This window comes from Flavobacterium marginilacus, assembly GCF_026870155.1.
In the GTDB taxonomy this organism is placed as follows: domain Bacteria; phylum Bacteroidota; class Bacteroidia; order Flavobacteriales; family Flavobacteriaceae; genus Flavobacterium; species Flavobacterium marginilacus.
Genome location: NZ_CP113975.1, coordinates 700,935 through 716,874, shown reverse-complemented (window position 1 = coordinate 716,874; position 15,940 = coordinate 700,935). Strand labels below are relative to the sequence as shown.

At 39.1% G+C, this 15,940-nt stretch carries 11 protein-coding genes, 4 tRNA genes and 3 rRNA genes; 9 read left to right on the top strand and 9 right to left on the bottom strand.

The window, feature by feature from the left end; translation table 11 throughout:
* Nucleotides 1-11 precede the first annotated feature (11 nt).
* Together pdhA and OZP07_RS03080 are read left to right on the top strand one after the other, a co-directional pair.
* Entirely contained in the window at nt 12-1,010 is a 999-nt protein-coding gene (pdhA, locus tag OZP07_RS03085) for a pyruvate dehydrogenase (acetyl-transferring) E1 component subunit alpha (protein ID WP_194639660.1), read from the top strand.
* A 7-nt stretch (nt 1,011-1,017) separates the two neighbouring features.
* A complete protein-coding gene (locus OZP07_RS03080; RefSeq protein WP_194639658.1) occupies nt 1,018-2,643 on the top strand; it encodes a dihydrolipoamide acetyltransferase family protein in 1,626 nt (541 codons plus the stop codon).
* A gap of 182 nt (nt 2,644-2,825) precedes the next feature.
* Here the strand turns inward: OZP07_RS03080 and OZP07_RS03075 are convergent, their stop codons facing one another.
* Entirely contained in the window at nt 2,826-3,398 is a 573-nt protein-coding gene (locus tag OZP07_RS03075) for a Crp/Fnr family transcriptional regulator (RefSeq protein ID WP_281637242.1), read from the bottom strand.
* Between the two features lie 243 nt (nt 3,399-3,641).
* Between OZP07_RS03075 and OZP07_RS03070 the strand changes: the two genes are divergently transcribed.
* The 3 genes from OZP07_RS03070 (at nt 3,642) to OZP07_RS22210 (ending at nt 5,919) form a co-directional block, all read left to right on the top strand.
* Nucleotides 3,642-4,763 (top strand): pectate lyase family protein, encoded by a 1,122-nt coding sequence (locus OZP07_RS03070; protein ID WP_194639654.1) that lies wholly within the window; start codon nt 3,642-3,644, stop codon nt 4,761-4,763.
* A gap of 326 nt (nt 4,764-5,089) precedes the next feature.
* Nucleotides 5,090-5,623, top strand: coding sequence for a helix-turn-helix domain-containing protein (locus OZP07_RS03065; RefSeq protein ID WP_281637241.1), 534 nt, complete (start codon nt 5,090-5,092; stop codon nt 5,621-5,623).
* Nucleotides 5,623-5,919: an IS3 family transposase gene (locus OZP07_RS22210; RefSeq protein WP_432419544.1), complete on the top strand. Its 297-nt coding sequence runs from the start codon at nt 5,623-5,625 to the stop codon at nt 5,917-5,919. Before OZP07_RS03065 ends, OZP07_RS22210 begins: the two co-directional genes overlap by 1 nt.
* 102 nt (nt 5,920-6,021) lie before the next feature.
* Here the strand turns inward: OZP07_RS22210 and OZP07_RS03060 are convergent.
* A tRNA-Leu gene (locus OZP07_RS03060) sits at nt 6,022-6,107 on the bottom strand.
* A gap of 137 nt (nt 6,108-6,244) precedes the next feature.
* Here OZP07_RS03060 and OZP07_RS03055 point away from each other — a divergent pair.
* The 4 genes from OZP07_RS03055 to OZP07_RS03040 are packed head-to-tail and all read left to right on the top strand — an operon-like array spanning nt 6,245 to nt 8,338.
* Nucleotides 6,245-6,592 (top strand): ISAon1 family transposase N-terminal region protein, encoded by a 348-nt coding sequence (locus tag OZP07_RS03055; RefSeq protein WP_281635552.1) that lies wholly within the window; start codon nt 6,245-6,247, stop codon nt 6,590-6,592.
* Nucleotides 6,585-7,568 (top strand): ISAon1 family transposase, encoded by a 984-nt coding sequence (locus tag OZP07_RS03050; RefSeq protein WP_432419558.1) that lies wholly within the window; start codon nt 6,585-6,587, stop codon nt 7,566-7,568. Before OZP07_RS03055 ends, OZP07_RS03050 begins: the two co-directional genes overlap by 8 nt.
* Before the next feature lie 39 nt (nt 7,569-7,607).
* Entirely contained in the window at nt 7,608-7,925 is a 318-nt protein-coding gene (locus OZP07_RS03045; protein ID WP_281637240.1) for a transposase, read from the top strand.
* Between the two features lie 8 nt (nt 7,926-7,933).
* Nucleotides 7,934-8,338, top strand: coding sequence for a transposase (locus OZP07_RS03040; protein ID WP_281638442.1), 405 nt, complete (start codon nt 7,934-7,936; stop codon nt 8,336-8,338).
* Between the two features lie 51 nt (nt 8,339-8,389).
* On the opposite strand, the gene OZP07_RS03035 is transcribed toward OZP07_RS03040, so the two are convergent.
* The 7 genes from OZP07_RS03035 to OZP07_RS03005 all read right to left on the bottom strand — a co-directional run bounded on the left by OZP07_RS03035 (nt 8,390) and on the right by OZP07_RS03005 (nt 15,862).
* Nucleotides 8,390-8,462: transfer RNA gene (locus OZP07_RS03035), tRNA-Phe, on the bottom strand.
* Between the two features lie 66 nt (nt 8,463-8,528).
* A 5S ribosomal RNA gene (gene rrf, locus OZP07_RS03030) occupies nt 8,529-8,638 on the bottom strand.
* A 171-nt stretch (nt 8,639-8,809) separates the two neighbouring features.
* Nucleotides 8,810-11,691, bottom strand: a 23S ribosomal RNA gene (locus tag OZP07_RS03025).
* Between the two features lie 195 nt (nt 11,692-11,886).
* Nucleotides 11,887-11,960: transfer RNA gene (locus OZP07_RS03020), tRNA-Ala, on the bottom strand.
* Between the two features lie 89 nt (nt 11,961-12,049).
* Nucleotides 12,050-12,123: transfer RNA gene (locus OZP07_RS03015), tRNA-Ile, on the bottom strand.
* Between the two features lie 129 nt (nt 12,124-12,252).
* Nucleotides 12,253-13,766 (bottom strand): 16S ribosomal RNA (locus OZP07_RS03010).
* Together the 16S, 23S and 5S rRNA genes with 3 tRNA genes alongside form the textbook arrangement of a ribosomal RNA operon.
* 860 nt (nt 13,767-14,626) lie before the next feature.
* Nucleotides 14,627-15,862, bottom strand: coding sequence for an ABC transporter permease (locus OZP07_RS03005; RefSeq protein WP_281637239.1), 1,236 nt, complete (start codon nt 15,860-15,862; stop codon nt 14,627-14,629).
* Nucleotides 15,863-15,940 lie beyond the last annotated feature (78 nt).

The window sequence follows — 15,940 nt, the reverse complement described above, 5'->3', positions numbered from 1 at the left end:
AATTATTTCAGATGAAAGAAGTTACAAAAGAAGTTTATTTAAAGTGGTATGAAGACATGCTCCTTTGGAGAAAGTTTGAAGACAAACTTGCAGCATTATACATTCAGCAAAAAGTTAGAGGTTTTCTACACTTATATAATGGTCAAGAGGCAGTTTTAGCAGGAGCTTTACATGCAATGGACTTGACAAAAGACAAAATGATTACTGCATACAGAAATCACGTTCAGCCAATTGGCATGGGGGTTGACCCAAGACGTGTAATGGCCGAACTTTTAGGAAAAGCAACTGGAACATCCAAAGGAATGGGTGGTTCAATGCATATCTTTTCTAAAGAGCACCGTTTTTATGGCGGACATGGAATTGTTGGAGGTCAGATTCCATTGGGAGCTGGACTAGCATTTGGAGATAAATACAATGGAACTGGCGGAGTTACTATGACTTATTTTGGTGATGGAGCAGCTCGTCAGGGCTCTTTACACGAAGCATTCAATATGGCGATGTTATGGAAACTTCCAGTAGTTTTCATCGTAGAAAATAATGGATACGCAATGGGAACTTCTGTAGAAAGAACAGCAAACCATACTGATATCTGGAAACTAGGTTTAGGGTACGAAATGCCATGCGGTCCAGTTGATGGAATGAATCCTGTAAAAGTTGCTGAAGCAATGACTGAAGCAATAGACAGAGCAAGACGCGGTGACGGACCTACTTTCCTTGAAATGAAAACATACCGATACAGAGGCCACTCTATGTCTGATGCACAATTATACCGCTCTAAAGACGAGGTTGAAGAATACAAAAAAATTGATCCAATCACACAAGTTTTGGATGTAATCTTAGATTTAAAATACGCTACTCAAGAAGAAATCGAAGTAATCGATAAAAGAGTTAAAGATTTGGTTGAAGAATGCGCTCAGTTTGCTGAAGAATCTCCTTATCCAGAAATCCAGCAACTATACGACGTAGTGTACGAACAAGAAAACTATCCATTCACACCTCATAAATTATAAATCAATTATGGCAACAATTGTAACAATGCCCCGCTTGAGCGATACTATGACTGAAGGAACGGTAGCAGCTTGGCTTAAAAAAGTAGGAGACAAAATCAGCGAAGGAGACATCCTTGCAGAAATTGAAACCGACAAAGCAACAATGGAATTTGAATCCTTCAATGAAGGAACCCTTTTATATATTGGAATACCAGAAGGAGAAACTGCACCAGTAGACTCTTTATTAGCAATTATTGGAAAAGAAGGAGAAGACGTATCTGCTTTAATCGCTGGAGGCACAGCTCCTGCACCGGCAGAATCTGCTCCAGCAGCAGCTGAAGCAAAAGCACCCGAAGCACCTACATCTGCTCCAGCAGCAGCTTTACCAAAAGGAGTAATCGTAGTAACAATGCCACGTTTGAGCGATACTATGACTGAAGGAACAGTTGCTTCTTGGTTGAAAAAAGTAGGAGATAAAGTTGCTGAAGGAGATATTTTAGCCGAAATCGAAACTGATAAAGCTACAATGGAATTCGAATCTTTCAACGAAGGAACATTATTGTTTGTTGGAATTCAAGAAGGAAACACAGCTCCTGTTGACAGCCTTTTAGCAATTATAGGACCAGAAGGAACTGATATTAGCGGAATCGCTGAAAACTATAAAGCAGGCGGAGCTGCTCCATCAGCTGCTGCTGCAAAAGAAGAAGTTAAAACTGCATCAGCAGAAACTGCTCAACCAATTGAAACTGTTGTTGACGGAAAAAGAATTTTAGCTTCACCATTAGCTAAGAAAATAGCTTCTGACAAAGGAATTCAATTAAACCAAGTTAAAGGATCTGGCGAAAATGGACGTATCGTAAAAAGCGACATTGAAAACTTTACTCCATCTGCAGCTGTTCCTGCAGCTGTTGCATCAAAAACTCCAGAAGCTGTAAAAACTGAAGCTCCAAAAGTATTTGTACCTGCTGGCGAAGTTTTTACAGAAGAAATCAAAAATTCGCAAATGCGTAAAATCATTGCGAAACGTTTAGCTGAATCATTATTCACTGCTCCTCATTACAACCTTGTAATTGAAGTTGCAATGGATGATGCAATGCAGTCAAGAGCAGTTATCAATACCGTTCCAGACACCAAAGTATCTTTCAATGATATGGTAATCAAAGCTTGCGCATTAGCATTGAAAAAACATCCAAAAATCAATTCTCAATGGAAAGAAGATGCTATCATCATCAATCACCACGTTAATATTGGTGTAGCTGTAGCTGTTGAAGATGGATTAGTAGTTCCTGTTTTAAGATTTACTGATACAATGAGCCTTTCTCAAATTGGCGCTAGCGTTAGAGATCTTGCAGGCAGAGCTAAAAACAAAAAACTTGGACCTGCAGAAATGGAAGGAAGCACATTTACAGTTTCTAACCTTGGAATGTTTGGTATAACTGAATTTAATTCAATCATCAACCAGCCAAACTCTGCAATTTTATCTGTTGGAGCTATTGTTGAAAAACCAGTTGTTAAAAACGGACAAATAGTAGTTGGAAACACAATGATGCTTTCATTAGCTTGTGATCACCGTACAATTGACGGTGCCACTGGAGCACAGTTTTTACAAACATTAAAACAGTACATCGAAAATCCAGTAACTATGTTGGCTTAATAGCTAGTTAGTTTATAATTAAAAACCCGTTCTGAAAGTTTCAGAACGGGTTTTTAAGTTTTAAGATACTATAAAGTAAAAAACGCTTGTTTAAATGAGTGTCTAAGAAGAGGTGTTTTATTAATTCGAAATATTAAACGAATTATCTTATTCTAAGATTGCTCAAACATTCAGTATTGTTTTTAAATAAAACTTTTTTTAATTTTTGACAAGAACTCATGGGAAACTCCAAGGTATGATGATAAATTTTTGTTATTGATTTTGTGACTTTTCTGGGGGTATTTTTTTACAAACTCCACATATCGTTGTTTCGATGTCTTGTTTAACACATCCAGAAGCCTTTCTTGCATAACAATATTAGTTCTCTCAACCATTAAAGTATGAAATTGAATTAATTTTGGTACTTGTTCAAATAATAAAATTTTATTGACCTTATTGATTACTAATATATCACTGTCTTCGAGAGCTTTTATATTGTATTTAGCTGGCTTTTGATAATAGAAGCTTTCAATATCTGAGAGCCAATCATTTTCAAATGCAAAAAACAAAACGCTTTCAGTTCCATCTTCTTTTAGCATATAAATTTTAAAAGATCCTTTCAAAATAAAACCTTCGTATTTACTATTTGAATCTTGAATTTGTAAAAACTGATTTTTTTTCAATTTAATAAATTCCGTTTTCTCAATGATTGTCTTCCATTCATTGTTTGTGAGTGGAATTTTACGTTCTATATTCTTCCTTAGTAATTCGTACATGTCAGTTGAGTTTTATATGTGCTTAAATTTTTCTAAGTGTTTTTTTATTAAAACATATTGATGCAAAAAATGTAATCGATTACGCAAAAATATAAAAAATTACAATACATGTAAAAATATTGTTAATTAAAAATTAAAACCATAATTTTTTTTACAAAAAGTTGAACTTGTTCAACTTTTATGTCTAAAGTTTTTAACAGATTTGCAGTGTTATAACTTAACATTAACCAAATAAAAAAAAGTATGAAATCAAAATTATCAACCTTTTTACTTGCGATTTTTTTCAGTTTTGCAAGTTGTACTAATGAAGATCTTAAAATAACTGAAGAGAACCAAACTAGTATTTCTAACAATGCCGAAGTGACAACTCAAAAAAGTTTAACTGCAAAAGTTGGAAATTGTTCTGCAGTCCCTGGTTGGGCATCTCAAAATGGCGGAACAACTGGAGGTGGAAGTTCTACAGAAACTGTAGTTACTAACTATGCTCAATTAAAATCGGCTATTGAGAATAGTGCCGTAAAAGTGATTAAAGTTACTGGTACTATTACAATTCCGGCAACTTCCACAGGTAGATTAGCTTTTCAAGATCAATCTGGAAAAACAATATATGGGGCTAGTGGTGCCAAAATTGTTTCAACTGACCAAACGAAAGCTAATTCGGGTATTATATATATTAAAAGATGTACCAATATTATAATCAGAAATTTAATTTTCGAAGGTCCTGGTGCATATGATACCGATGGCTGGGACAATGCTACTTTGGATAATTGCCAAAATGTATGGGTTGATCATTGTGAGTTTAGAGACGGTGTTGATGGTAATTTCGATGTAAAAAACATGTCTGATTATATTACTGTATCTTACACAAAATTCAGCTACTTAAAAGCGCCAAAAGCAGGAGGTTCCGGTGGATCTGACGATCATAGATATTCAAATTTAATTGGTTCTAGTGATGGAGCAACTGGTGATCGCGGCAAATTGAGAATTACATTCGCTCGTTGCTGGTGGGCTAGTGGCTGTAGAGAAAGAATGCCAAGAGTTCGTTTTGGAAAAATACACATTATAAATAGCTATTTCAACAGTACTGTTAGCAACAAATGTATTGCAGCGGGTTTTGAAGCGAGCATCCGTGTTGAAAACAATGTATTCGAAAATGTCAAACAGCCTATTGATCTAATGACTGGTTATACGGCGGTTACTGCTATTGGAAATGTTTTTACAAATGTTACAGGAAATACTGCAGGAAGTAATACTGCTTTTACACCTCCGTACACAATTGTAACTCTTTTAGCATCTGCAGTTAAAGCAGATATTACTGGTGGTGCTGGAGCTACTTTTACAGGTAATACTTGTGGTTCGTTTTAATTGTTTTAAGCTTAAAAAAAAAAGCAGCTCCAATTGGACAGCTTTTTTATGAATGTACATTCTCAAGAAAGAAGAGCGTAGATAATGTTTGAATTATATCCTGATACAAGAACAGCATATAATATGACTATCCGTGACTAATACCAAATCGATAAAATTGACCACAGATTATACAGATTAACACAGATCTCTAAAAATTGCATGTAGAATCTGTATAATCAGTGGCAAAAAAAATATTTAATCTGATAAAATTCTAACAAATTAAAAAGAGGCTGTCCAAAAATGCACTGCCCCCAAAAAGTTAGACACTATTTGGGGGCATTTTTATGGAAAGAAAAGTCAAGTATGATTATGAATTTAAACTTCGATGTGTAAATGAGGTTTTAAAAAAGTATCAAGCAATAACTATTGTCGCAAAAGAAAATGGTATTGGGAAAACCGGTCTTAAAGATTGGATTAGTCGCTATCTTGAATTTGGCAATGAAGGTCTTTTGCCAATACAAAAAAATAAAAATTATAACGCTGAGTTTAAATTAAAAGTTCTGAAAGCTATTAAAAGTAAGTCATTATCTTTGAGTAAAGCTTGTTTATTATTCAATATTCCATCAAGTGCAATGATAAGACGCTGGCAAATTCGTTATATTGAAGAAGGTTTAACAGGTTTAAAACCTAAAGCCAAAGGCAGACCAATTGTTATGAATTTTAAAAGAAAACAAAGAAAAACAGACAAACCTTTAACAAGAGAAGAAGAACTATTAAAGGAATTAGAGTATCTGCGAGCAGAAAACGAAATTCTAAAAAAGTTCAATGCCTTAATTCGAGCCGAACAAGCCAATCAAAACAAAAAGCTAAAACCATAATGGAATTAAGGCATAAATATGATTTAGATCTTTTGCTAAATTGTATGAATATCGGTAGAAGTACATATTATTACTATGAAAAGAAATGTCAGTCAATAGATAAATACCAAGAGATAAAGCAATTAATTAAACAGATTTTCAACCATCATAAAGGCAGATTAGGTTACAGGCGAATTACTTTATTAATCAAACAAAAAGGCATTATAATTAATCACAAAACTGTACTACGTCTAATGAAAATTTTAGGGTTAAAGAGTTTAATACTTGAATCTAAGGAGAATAAAAACTTAATCTAAAAGGAATGAGCCCGATACAATATCGAGCTCATTATTATCAAAATTAATTATAAATTCGTCTAAACTTTTGGGTGCAGTCTATTTTTGGACAGCCTCTTTTTGTACTCAGAGCGGGACTTGAACCCGCACGAACATTGCTGTTCACTGGATTTTAAGTCCAGCGTGTCTACCAATTTCACCATCCGAGCATTTTAAAGTGGTACCTCCAGGGATCGAACCAGGGACACATGGATTTTCAGTCCATTGCTCTACCATGGATCAAGAACAAAGTCTGGGGAGGAAATGTCGAAAAAAAATTAGAAATTTGTCGCTCTAACAATTTGTAATGACTTCTATAGACCTTTTGAAATTTATGCTGCCTGATTTTTTAGTTGACCACTTTGAGGTAGTTTCTGCTAATGAAACTCAGGAGATATTACACCTATACTTTGAGGAAAAAGCCAAAGCCCCTAAAGAGTTTGATACACTTGAATTAGTATCAAAGGGATTTGTGGATGAAATTACCATTCAGGATTTCCCTCTACGAGGTAAGTTTGTGTATTTACATATCAAAAGACGTCGTTGGACTAATAAAACCAATGGAGAAATCCTTAAAAGAGATTGGACTTTAGTTGCTAAAGGAACCCGCATGACTCAAGAGTTTGCGGCTTTTTTAAAAGAAATCAATAGATAACAGCGCTACCGACTGTCACACCATCGGGAGATTTTTCGGGGTCAACGGAAAAAAACTTCAAAGACAGTATAAAAAACACCTGAGCTCCTTTAATACTTGGGCTCCACGAGAACATGCCCATCAGTGGATTCTTTACCCTGAAAACATAGGTACACACTTATCGATTGATGAAGTAGCTTTGTCTCAAGGAGAGCTTTACACCATTGTAACCAACAAGAAGTTCAAAGGCAAACAAGGTTGCTTAGTGGCTATTATTGCTGGAACAAAGGCAGATAAAGTCATAGAACACATCAGTAAGATTGATTATAAAAAAAGAAGTGGTGTTCAAGAGATAACACTGGACATGGCTAATTCTATGAAACTGATCTCCAAAAAATGCTTCCCAAAAGCAATACAGGTCACTGACAGATTCCATGTTCAAAAATTAGCATTGGAAGCCATGCAAGAAATCAGAATCAAACATCGCTGGGAAGCTATGGATCTTGAGAATCAATTGATAATGCAAGCCAAAAAAGAGAATAAAACATATATACAGGAGCTCTTGCCTAATGGAGATTCCTTAAAACAACTTATAGCCAGAAGCAGATATGTACTTTATAAATCTCGCGAAAAATGGACTGAGCACCAAAATGAGAGAGCGCAATTGTTATTTGAGTTATATCCAGATATAAAGAAAGCTTACGGTTTGAGTCAACAACTTCGAGGTATTTACAATAATAACAACGACAAGCACGTTGCCATGACCAAACTAGCACATTGGTACAGGAATGTAGAAGAATCAGGGTTTAAAAACTTTAATATATTACTCAATACAGTAACTATTAACTATCAGACAATTTTAAACTACTTTGATAACAGGAGTACCAATGCTTCTGCAGAATCTTTTAATGCTAAAATAAAAGCATTTAGAAGTCAGTTTAGAGGTGTAAGAAAGATAGATTTCTTTCTATTCAGATTATCTAATATTTTTGCCTAATCCCCAACTTTTGCTCCTGATCCCAAACAAGGTTGCTTAGTGGCTATTATTGCTGGAACAAAGGCAGATAAAGTCATAGAACACATCAGTAAGATTGATTATAAAAAAAGAAGTGGTGTTCAAGAGATAACACTGGACATGGCTAATTCTATGAAACTGATCTCCAAAAAATGCTTCCCAAAAGCAATACAGGTCACTGACAGATTCCATGTTCAAAAATTAGCATTGGAAGCCATGCAAGAAATCAGAATCAAACATCGCTGGGAAGCTATGGATCTTGAGAATCAATTGATAATGCAAGCCAAAAAAGAGAATAAAACATATATACAGGAGCTCTTGCCTAAGGAGATTCCTTAAAACAACTTATAGCCAGAAGCAGATATGTACTTTATAAATCTCGCGAAAAATGGACTGAGCACCAAAATGAGAGAGCGCAATTGTTATTTGGGTTATATCCAGATATAAAGAAAGCTTACGGTTTGAGTCAACAACTTCGAGGCATTTACAATAACAACAACGACAAGCACGTTGCCATGACAAAACTAGCACATTGGTACAGGAATGTAGAAGAATCAGGATTTAAAAACTTTAATATATTACTCAATACGGTAACTCTTAATTATCAGTCAATTTTAAACTACTTTGATAACAGGAGTACCAATGCTTCTGCAGAATCTTTTAATGCTAAAATAAAAGCATTTAGAAGTCAGTTTAGAGGTGTAAGAAAGATAGATTTCTTTCTATTCAGATTATCTAATATTTTTGCCTAATCCCCAACTTTTGCACCTGATCCCCCAATTTCACCATCCGAGCATTTAAAGTGGTACCTCCAGGGATCGAACCAGGGACACATGGATTTTCAGTCCATTGCTCTACCATCTGAGCTAAGGTACCTAAGAATGAAAATATTCAAATCTTAATAAAAAACCCCGTTTCGTTATGAAACAGGGTTTTTATAAAGAAAGGCAGCGACATACTCTCCCACATAACTGCAGTACCATCTGCGCAGGCGGGCTTAACTACTCTGTTCGGGATGGGAAGAGGTGAGCCCCGCCGCAATAACCACCTTAAGGCTGTTAGTCCAAAGTCTAAGGTCATAAAGTCTAAAGTTTTCACTTTATGACTTTTGACTTTCGTCTTTAAGACTGCTCTGCGTCGAGCAAATATCTTAACATACTGAGATAAAGAATATAAAAAGTTTTAGAAAGTTTCTTCTCCCGATTTTCATCGGGAGAGGAGGCGTACATAAGCTTACGGGTTATTAGTACTACTCGACTATGACATTACTGCCTTTACATCTATAGCCTATCAACGTGGTCATCTTCCACGACCCTTAAAAGAAATCTCATCTTGTGGTGGGTTTCGCGCTTATATGCTTTCAGCGCTTATCCCTTCCCAACGTAGCTACTCTGCGGTGCCCCTGGCGGGACAACAGATACACTAGAGGTTAGTCCAATTCGGTCCTCTCGTACTAGAATCAGATCCACTCAAATTTCTAACGCCCACAGTAGATAGAGACCGAACTGTCTCACGACGTTCTGAACCCAGCTCGCGTGCCACTTTAATGGGCGAACAGCCCAACCCTTGGGACCTTCTCCAGCCCCAGGATGTGACGAGCCGACATCGAGGTGCCAAACCCCCCCGTCGATATGAGCTCTTGGGGGAGATCAGCCTGTTATCCCCGGCGTACCTTTTATCCTTTGAGCGATGGCCCTTCCATGCGGAACCACCGGATCACTATGCTCTACTTTCGTACCTGATCGACCTGTATGTCTCTCAGTCAAGCTCCCTTATGCCATTGCACTCTACGCACGGTTACCAAGCGTACTGAGGGAACCTTTAGAAGCCTCCGTTACTCTTTTGGAGGCGACCACCCCAGTCAAACTACCCACCAAGCAATGTCCCCCCGGTTGGGGGTTAGGCCTCAGATAAACAAAGGGTTGTATTTCAACAATGACTCCACAACGCCTGGCGACGCCACTTCACAGTCTCCAACCTATCCTACACATCATTTATCCAAGGTCAATACTAAGCTATAGTAAAGGTGCACAGGGTCTTTTCGTCCCACTGCGGGTAAACGGCATCTTCACCGTTACTACAATTTCACCGAGCTCATGGCTGAGACAGTGTCCAGATCGTTACACCATTCGTGCAGGTCGGAACTTACCCGACAAGGAATTTCGCTACCTTAGGACCGTTATAGTTACGGCCGCCGTTTACTGGGGCTTCAATTCAATGCTTCTCCGAAGATAACATCTCCTCTTAACCTTCCAGCACCGGGCAGGTGTCAGGCCCTATACTTCATCTTACGATTTTGCAGAGCCCTGTGTTTTTGATAAACAGTCGCCTGGACCTCTTCACTGCGGCCCCGATTACTCGGGGCGACCCTTCTCCCGAAGTTACGGGTCTATTTTGCCTAATTCCTTAGCCATGAATCTCTCGAGCACCTTAGGATTCTCTCCTCGACTACCTGTGTCGGTTTACGGTACGGGTACTGATTACCTGAAGTTTAGAGGTTTTTCTTGGAAGCCCTTAGGCGCACTATCTCTTTGTCCGAAGACTCCGAGTACTATCGTATTTCCCCAAAAGATGTGGATTTGCCTGCATCTCTTATAGGTAGGTACTTCAACGAACTATTCCGTCAGTTCGCGGCGCTTTCATCACTCCGTCACCCCATCACAGTAATCACTAGTACGGGAATATTAACCCGTTGGCCATCGACTGTCCCTTTCGGGTTCGCCTTAGGTCCCGACTAACCCACAGCTGATTAGCATAGCTGTGGAAACCTTAGTCTTTCGGTGTGCGGGTTTCTCGCCCGCATTATCGTTACTTATGCCTACATTTTCTTTTCTAACCAGTCCAGCATACCTTACGATACACCTTCAGCCCTGTTAGAATGCTCCCCTACCACTTTACATTGCTGTAAAATCCATAGCTTCGGTAATATGTTTATGCCCGATTATTATCCATGCTCGTCCGCTCGACTAGTGAGCTGTTACGCACTCTTTAAATGAATGGCTGCTTCCAAGCCAACATCCTAGCTGTCTGGGCAGACAAACCTCGTTCTTTCAACTTAACATATATTTGGGGACCTTAGCTGATGGTCTGGGTTCTTTCCCTCTCGGACTTGGACCTTAGCACCCAAGCCCTCACTGCAAGGAAACATTATATAGCATTCGGAGTTTGTCAGGAATTGGTAGGCGGTGAAGCCCCCGCATCCAATCAGTAGCTCTACCTCTATATAACTTATGCCTTGCGCTGCACCTAAATGCATTTCGGGGAGTACGAGCTATTTCCGAGTTTGATTGGCCTTTCACCCCTACCCACAGGTCATCCGAAGACTTTTCAACGTCAACCGGTTCGGACCTCCACACTGTGTTACCAGCGCTTCATCCTGCCCATGGGTAGATCACACGGTTTCGCGTCTAACACTACTGACTAAAGCGCCCTATTCAGACTCGCTTTCGCTACGGATCCGTGGCTTAACCACTTATCCTTGCCAGCAACGTTAACTCGTAGGCTCATTATGCAAAAGGCACGCCGTCACCCCACGAAAGGGCTCCGACCGCTTGTAAGCGTATGGTTTCAGGATCTATTTCACTCCGTTATTCACGGTTCTTTTCACCTTTCCCTCACGGTACTGGTTCACTATCGGTCTCTCAGGAGTATTTAGCCTTAGCGGATGGTCCCGCCAAATTCAGACAGGGTTTCACGTGCCCCGCCCTACTCAGGATACCACTATCCTTTACACTTGTTACCTATACAAGACTATCACTCTCTTTGGTTCTGCTTTCCAGCAGATTCTAGTTCCTTGTGCAAGAAATGTCGTGGTCCTACAACCCCAGAACTGCCGTAACAGCACTGGTTTGGGCTAATCCGCGTTCGCTCGCCACTACTTACGGAATCACTTTTGTTTTCTTCTCCTCCGCCTACTTAGATGTTTCAGTTCAGCGGGTTTGCCCACCTATCGGTGTGCTATGTCTTCAACATAGCGGGTTGCCCCATTCAGGTATTTACGGATCTATCGATGTGTGCTCGTCCCCGTAACTTTTCGCAGCTTATCACGCCTTTCTTCGCCTCTGAGAGCCTAGGCATCCCCCATACGCCCTTATTTTGCTTATTGTACTTACGGTTTATTGCTTTTTTTGTTAATTCTTTATAGTTTTGCAACTATAAAATAAAAACTATTAACAACAAACGCATTTGTTCTTTCTACTTTTTATTATTTCTTATCTCAATATGTCAATGAACTTTCTAAAGCTTTAGGCTTTAAGCAATACGCTTTAAGCTTTTTTAGCTTATGGCCTACAGCCATTTGTGGAGAATAACGGAGTCGAACCGTTGACCTCCTGCGTGCAAGGCAGGCGCTCTAGCCAGCTGAGCTAATCCCCCATTTTTTTAGCTTTCAGTTATCAGCCGTCAGCTTTCAGCGGATTGTTGATAACTCAACTTCTAAAATTTCCTTCTTTTAAGTTAAATAGTAGTCCCGGGCAGACTCGAACTGCCGACCCCTACATTATCAGTGTAGTACTCTAACCAGCTGAGCTACGAGACTCTGTTTTTACTTAATTTTTATTCTTTTTTTTTAAATTAACAGCAAGAGTAATATAATCTTCATATTTGAAACCAAAAGTCTCTTCGTCTTCTTTCTTTGGCGTGCACTTGGCTAACACCAAAGCTCTAGAAAGGAGGTGTTCCAGCCGCACCTTCCGGTACGGCTACCTTGTTACGACTTAGCCCTAGTTACCAGTTTTACCCTAGGCAGCTCCTTGCGGTCACCGACTTCAGGCACCCCCAGCTTCCATGGCTTGACGGGCGGTGTGTACAAGGCCCGGGAACGTATTCACCGGATCATGGCTGATATCCGATTACTAGCGATTCCAGCTTCACGGAGTCGAGTTGCAGACTCCGATCCGAACTGTGACCGGTTTTATAGATTCGCTCCTCCTCACGAAGTGGCTGCTCTCTGTACCGGCCATTGTAGCACGTGTGTAGCCCAAGGCGTAAGGGCCGTGATGATTTGACGTCATCCCCACCTTCCTCACAGTTTGCACTGGCAGTCTCGTTAGAGTTCCCGACATGACTCGATGGCAACTAACAACAGGGGTTGCGCTCGTTATAGGACTTAACCTGACACCTCACGGCACGAGCTGACGACAACCATGCAGCACCTTGTAAACTGTCTTACGAAAGGTCTGTTTCCAAACCGGTCAGTCTACATTTAAGCCTTGGTAAGGTTCCTCGCGTATCATCGAATTAAACCACATGCTCCACCGCTTGTGCGGGCCCCCGTCAATTCCTTTGAGTTTCAGGCTTGCGCCCGTACTCCCCAGGTGGGATACTTATCACTTTCGCTTAGCCACTGAAGTTGCCCCCAACAGCTAGTATCCATCGTTTACGGCGTGGACTACCAGGGTATCTAATCCTGTTCGCTACCCACGCTTTCGTCCATCAGCGTCAATCCACTGGTAGTAACCTGCCTTCGCAATTGGTATTCCATGTAATCTCTAAGCATTTCACCGCTACACTACATATTCTAGTTACTTCCCAGTAATTCAAGTCTGGCAGTATCAATGGCCGTTCCACCGTTGAGCGATGGGCTTTCACCACTGACTTACCAAACCGCCTACAGACCCTTTAAACCCAATGATTCCGGATAACGCTTGGATCCTCCGTATTACCGCGGCTGCTGGCACGGAGTTAGCCGATCCTTATTCTTACGATACCGTCAAGCTCCTACACGTAGGAGTGTTTCTTCTCGTACAAAAGCAGTTTACAATCCATAGGACCGTCATCCTGCACGCGGCATGGCTGGATCAGGCTTGCGCCCATTGTCCAATATTCCTCACTGCTGCCTCCCGTAGGAGTCTGGTCCGTGTCTCAGTACCAGTGTGGGGGATCTCCCTCTCAGGACCCCTACCCATCGTAGCCTTGGTAAGCCGTTACCTTACCAACAAGCTAATGGGACGCATGCTCATCTTTCACCGTTGGAACTTTAATAATGGGCTGATGCCAGCTCATTATACTATGAGGTATTAATCCAAATTTCTCTGGGCTATCCCTCTGTGAAAGGCAGATTGCATACGCGTTACGCACCCGTGCGCCGGTCTCTATCTCCGAAGAAATATACCCCTCGACTTGCATGTGTTAAGCCTGCCGCTAGCGTTCATCCTGAGCCAGGATCAAACTCTTCATCGTATATTATTTAGTCTTGCGACTTATTTATTATTCGACTCAGTCTCTATTGGTCTTTATTCAAATCTTAACGATTCTATTACTCTTATTTTATTTGTTCTGATCTAGTCGTTGCAGTGCAACGCCTCTACCAAAACGGCTGTCAATTCAATATGTCTAGGAACGTGTTCTTCTTTATTTTCTCACTTATCGTTATTGCGATTAGCGGGTGCAAAAGTAACAATTCTTTTTTAACCAGCAAGATTATTTTGAAGTTTTTTTGAAAAATTTTATCTCTCTTTCTTCTCATCTCTTACTCAGTCTATCAAGGAACGTTACGCATTTTGCGGGGTGCAAAAGTAACTCACTTTTTTAAATTCTGCAAGCTTTTTAAATCTTTTTTTCGAAAATGTCTTTCCGTTTTGATCTCTTCGGCCTGTCAGTACTTTAAGGAACGCTGTCGCTGTTGCGGGTGCAAAAGTAGACAGTTTTTCCGTTTAAACAATGCCTTTTCGTGATTATTTTTTGTTTATTTTTTAATACACTGGTAACCTTGGGATTATAATTACCGTTTTTGAGGATTTTTGAATTCTGAAAGGTGATTTAGGCGGGGTTTACCAGTTTTAAAGGGATCCAAGGGGTTTCTTTAGCGATTATTCAATACCAAGGAATAGTCCTGTCCTGCGGGCATCCTCCCTTTGGAGGGGAATCTGAGCCGACTTTACTTGTTTTCCTTTTCAAAATAACATATACGTATATATAAGTACCGACTATCTTCTCTAACACAAAAACCCTAATAAAAGCGGAAATCATTAAAAAACCATAATTCAGCAATCAACATGGAAGCACATAACAGGATCAAGCTATTGATTACTTAAAATCAATCAATCGAATCGAATAGCTTTGACCGGAGAAATTTTTGTGACTATATATGACGGTATCAATAATACAAGTGCGCAAATTGTTACCGTAAGGAAATTTAACGCTAAGATATATCCTAAATCAAGGTATACTGGCGCTTGATTTACATAATAGTTTTCAGGATTTAATTTTATGACTCCAAATTGCTGCTGTAACAGCAACAACGAAATCCCAATGAGATTACCCCAAAACAATCCTTTTACTATAAGATAGAACGCATTATAAAGAAAAACTTTCCTGATTGACCAATTATCCGCACCTAATGCCTTTAGAATTCCTATCATTTGCGTGCGTTCAAGTATTAATACCAATAACGCAACTACCATATTTATGGTTGCAACCAATATCATCACCACTAATATTACGATAATATTAAAATCAAAAAGCTGCAGCCATTCGAATATATAACTGTACTTTTCAATGATTGTCTTGGTGTCCAGATTTGAGGATGTTGATTTATATACCTGCTCCCCTGTTTCTTTTATTGTATTGAAATCTTTTACAAAAACCTCAAATGCACCAATTTGATTTGAACTCCATTTGTTTATCCGCTGAATATGCCTAATATCACCTATTATATAGGTAGCATCAAACTGCTGAAATCCGGAATTAAAAATTCCAGCTATTTTAAATCTTCGAACATTTGGCAATTGATTTTGATTTTCCTTAATAAAAAAGGTATTAAAAAAATCACCAACTTTTAATTGTAAACGATTAGCTAAGAATTGACTAATTACTACTTCTTGAGTAACATTTTTAGACAAATCAGGCAATCTTCCAGAAACTAAATACTCTTTTATGTTCCCCCATTGATAATCATTTCCAACTCCTTTGAAAATAATCCCTTCAAATGCAGTTTCTGTTCTAACAATTCCAGACTTACTTGCTATTGCCTGAATATGACTTACTCCCGGAACAGTATTAAACTTTGGGTAAAAACCCTGATTCTTATCAATAGGCGATAATGTAATTTCGGATTGGTTATTATCGTAGTTCGAAATTATAATATGCCCATTAAAAGCAGCTATTTTTTCTCGGATTTTATTCTGCAATCCTATACCAGTTGCCACTGAAACAATCATCATGACCATACCAATAGCAATAGCCGAGATAGCAATGTTGATTATTGGAGCCGAAATACTGCTTTTATAATCTTTGGCAGTAATAAGCCTTTTGGCTATAAAATATTCTAAATTCAAATCGATTTATTTTGAGGAACTAAGCAAATATACATAAAGTTTTAATTAAGGCCCCGTTAAACCTTTTAAACACTTTGA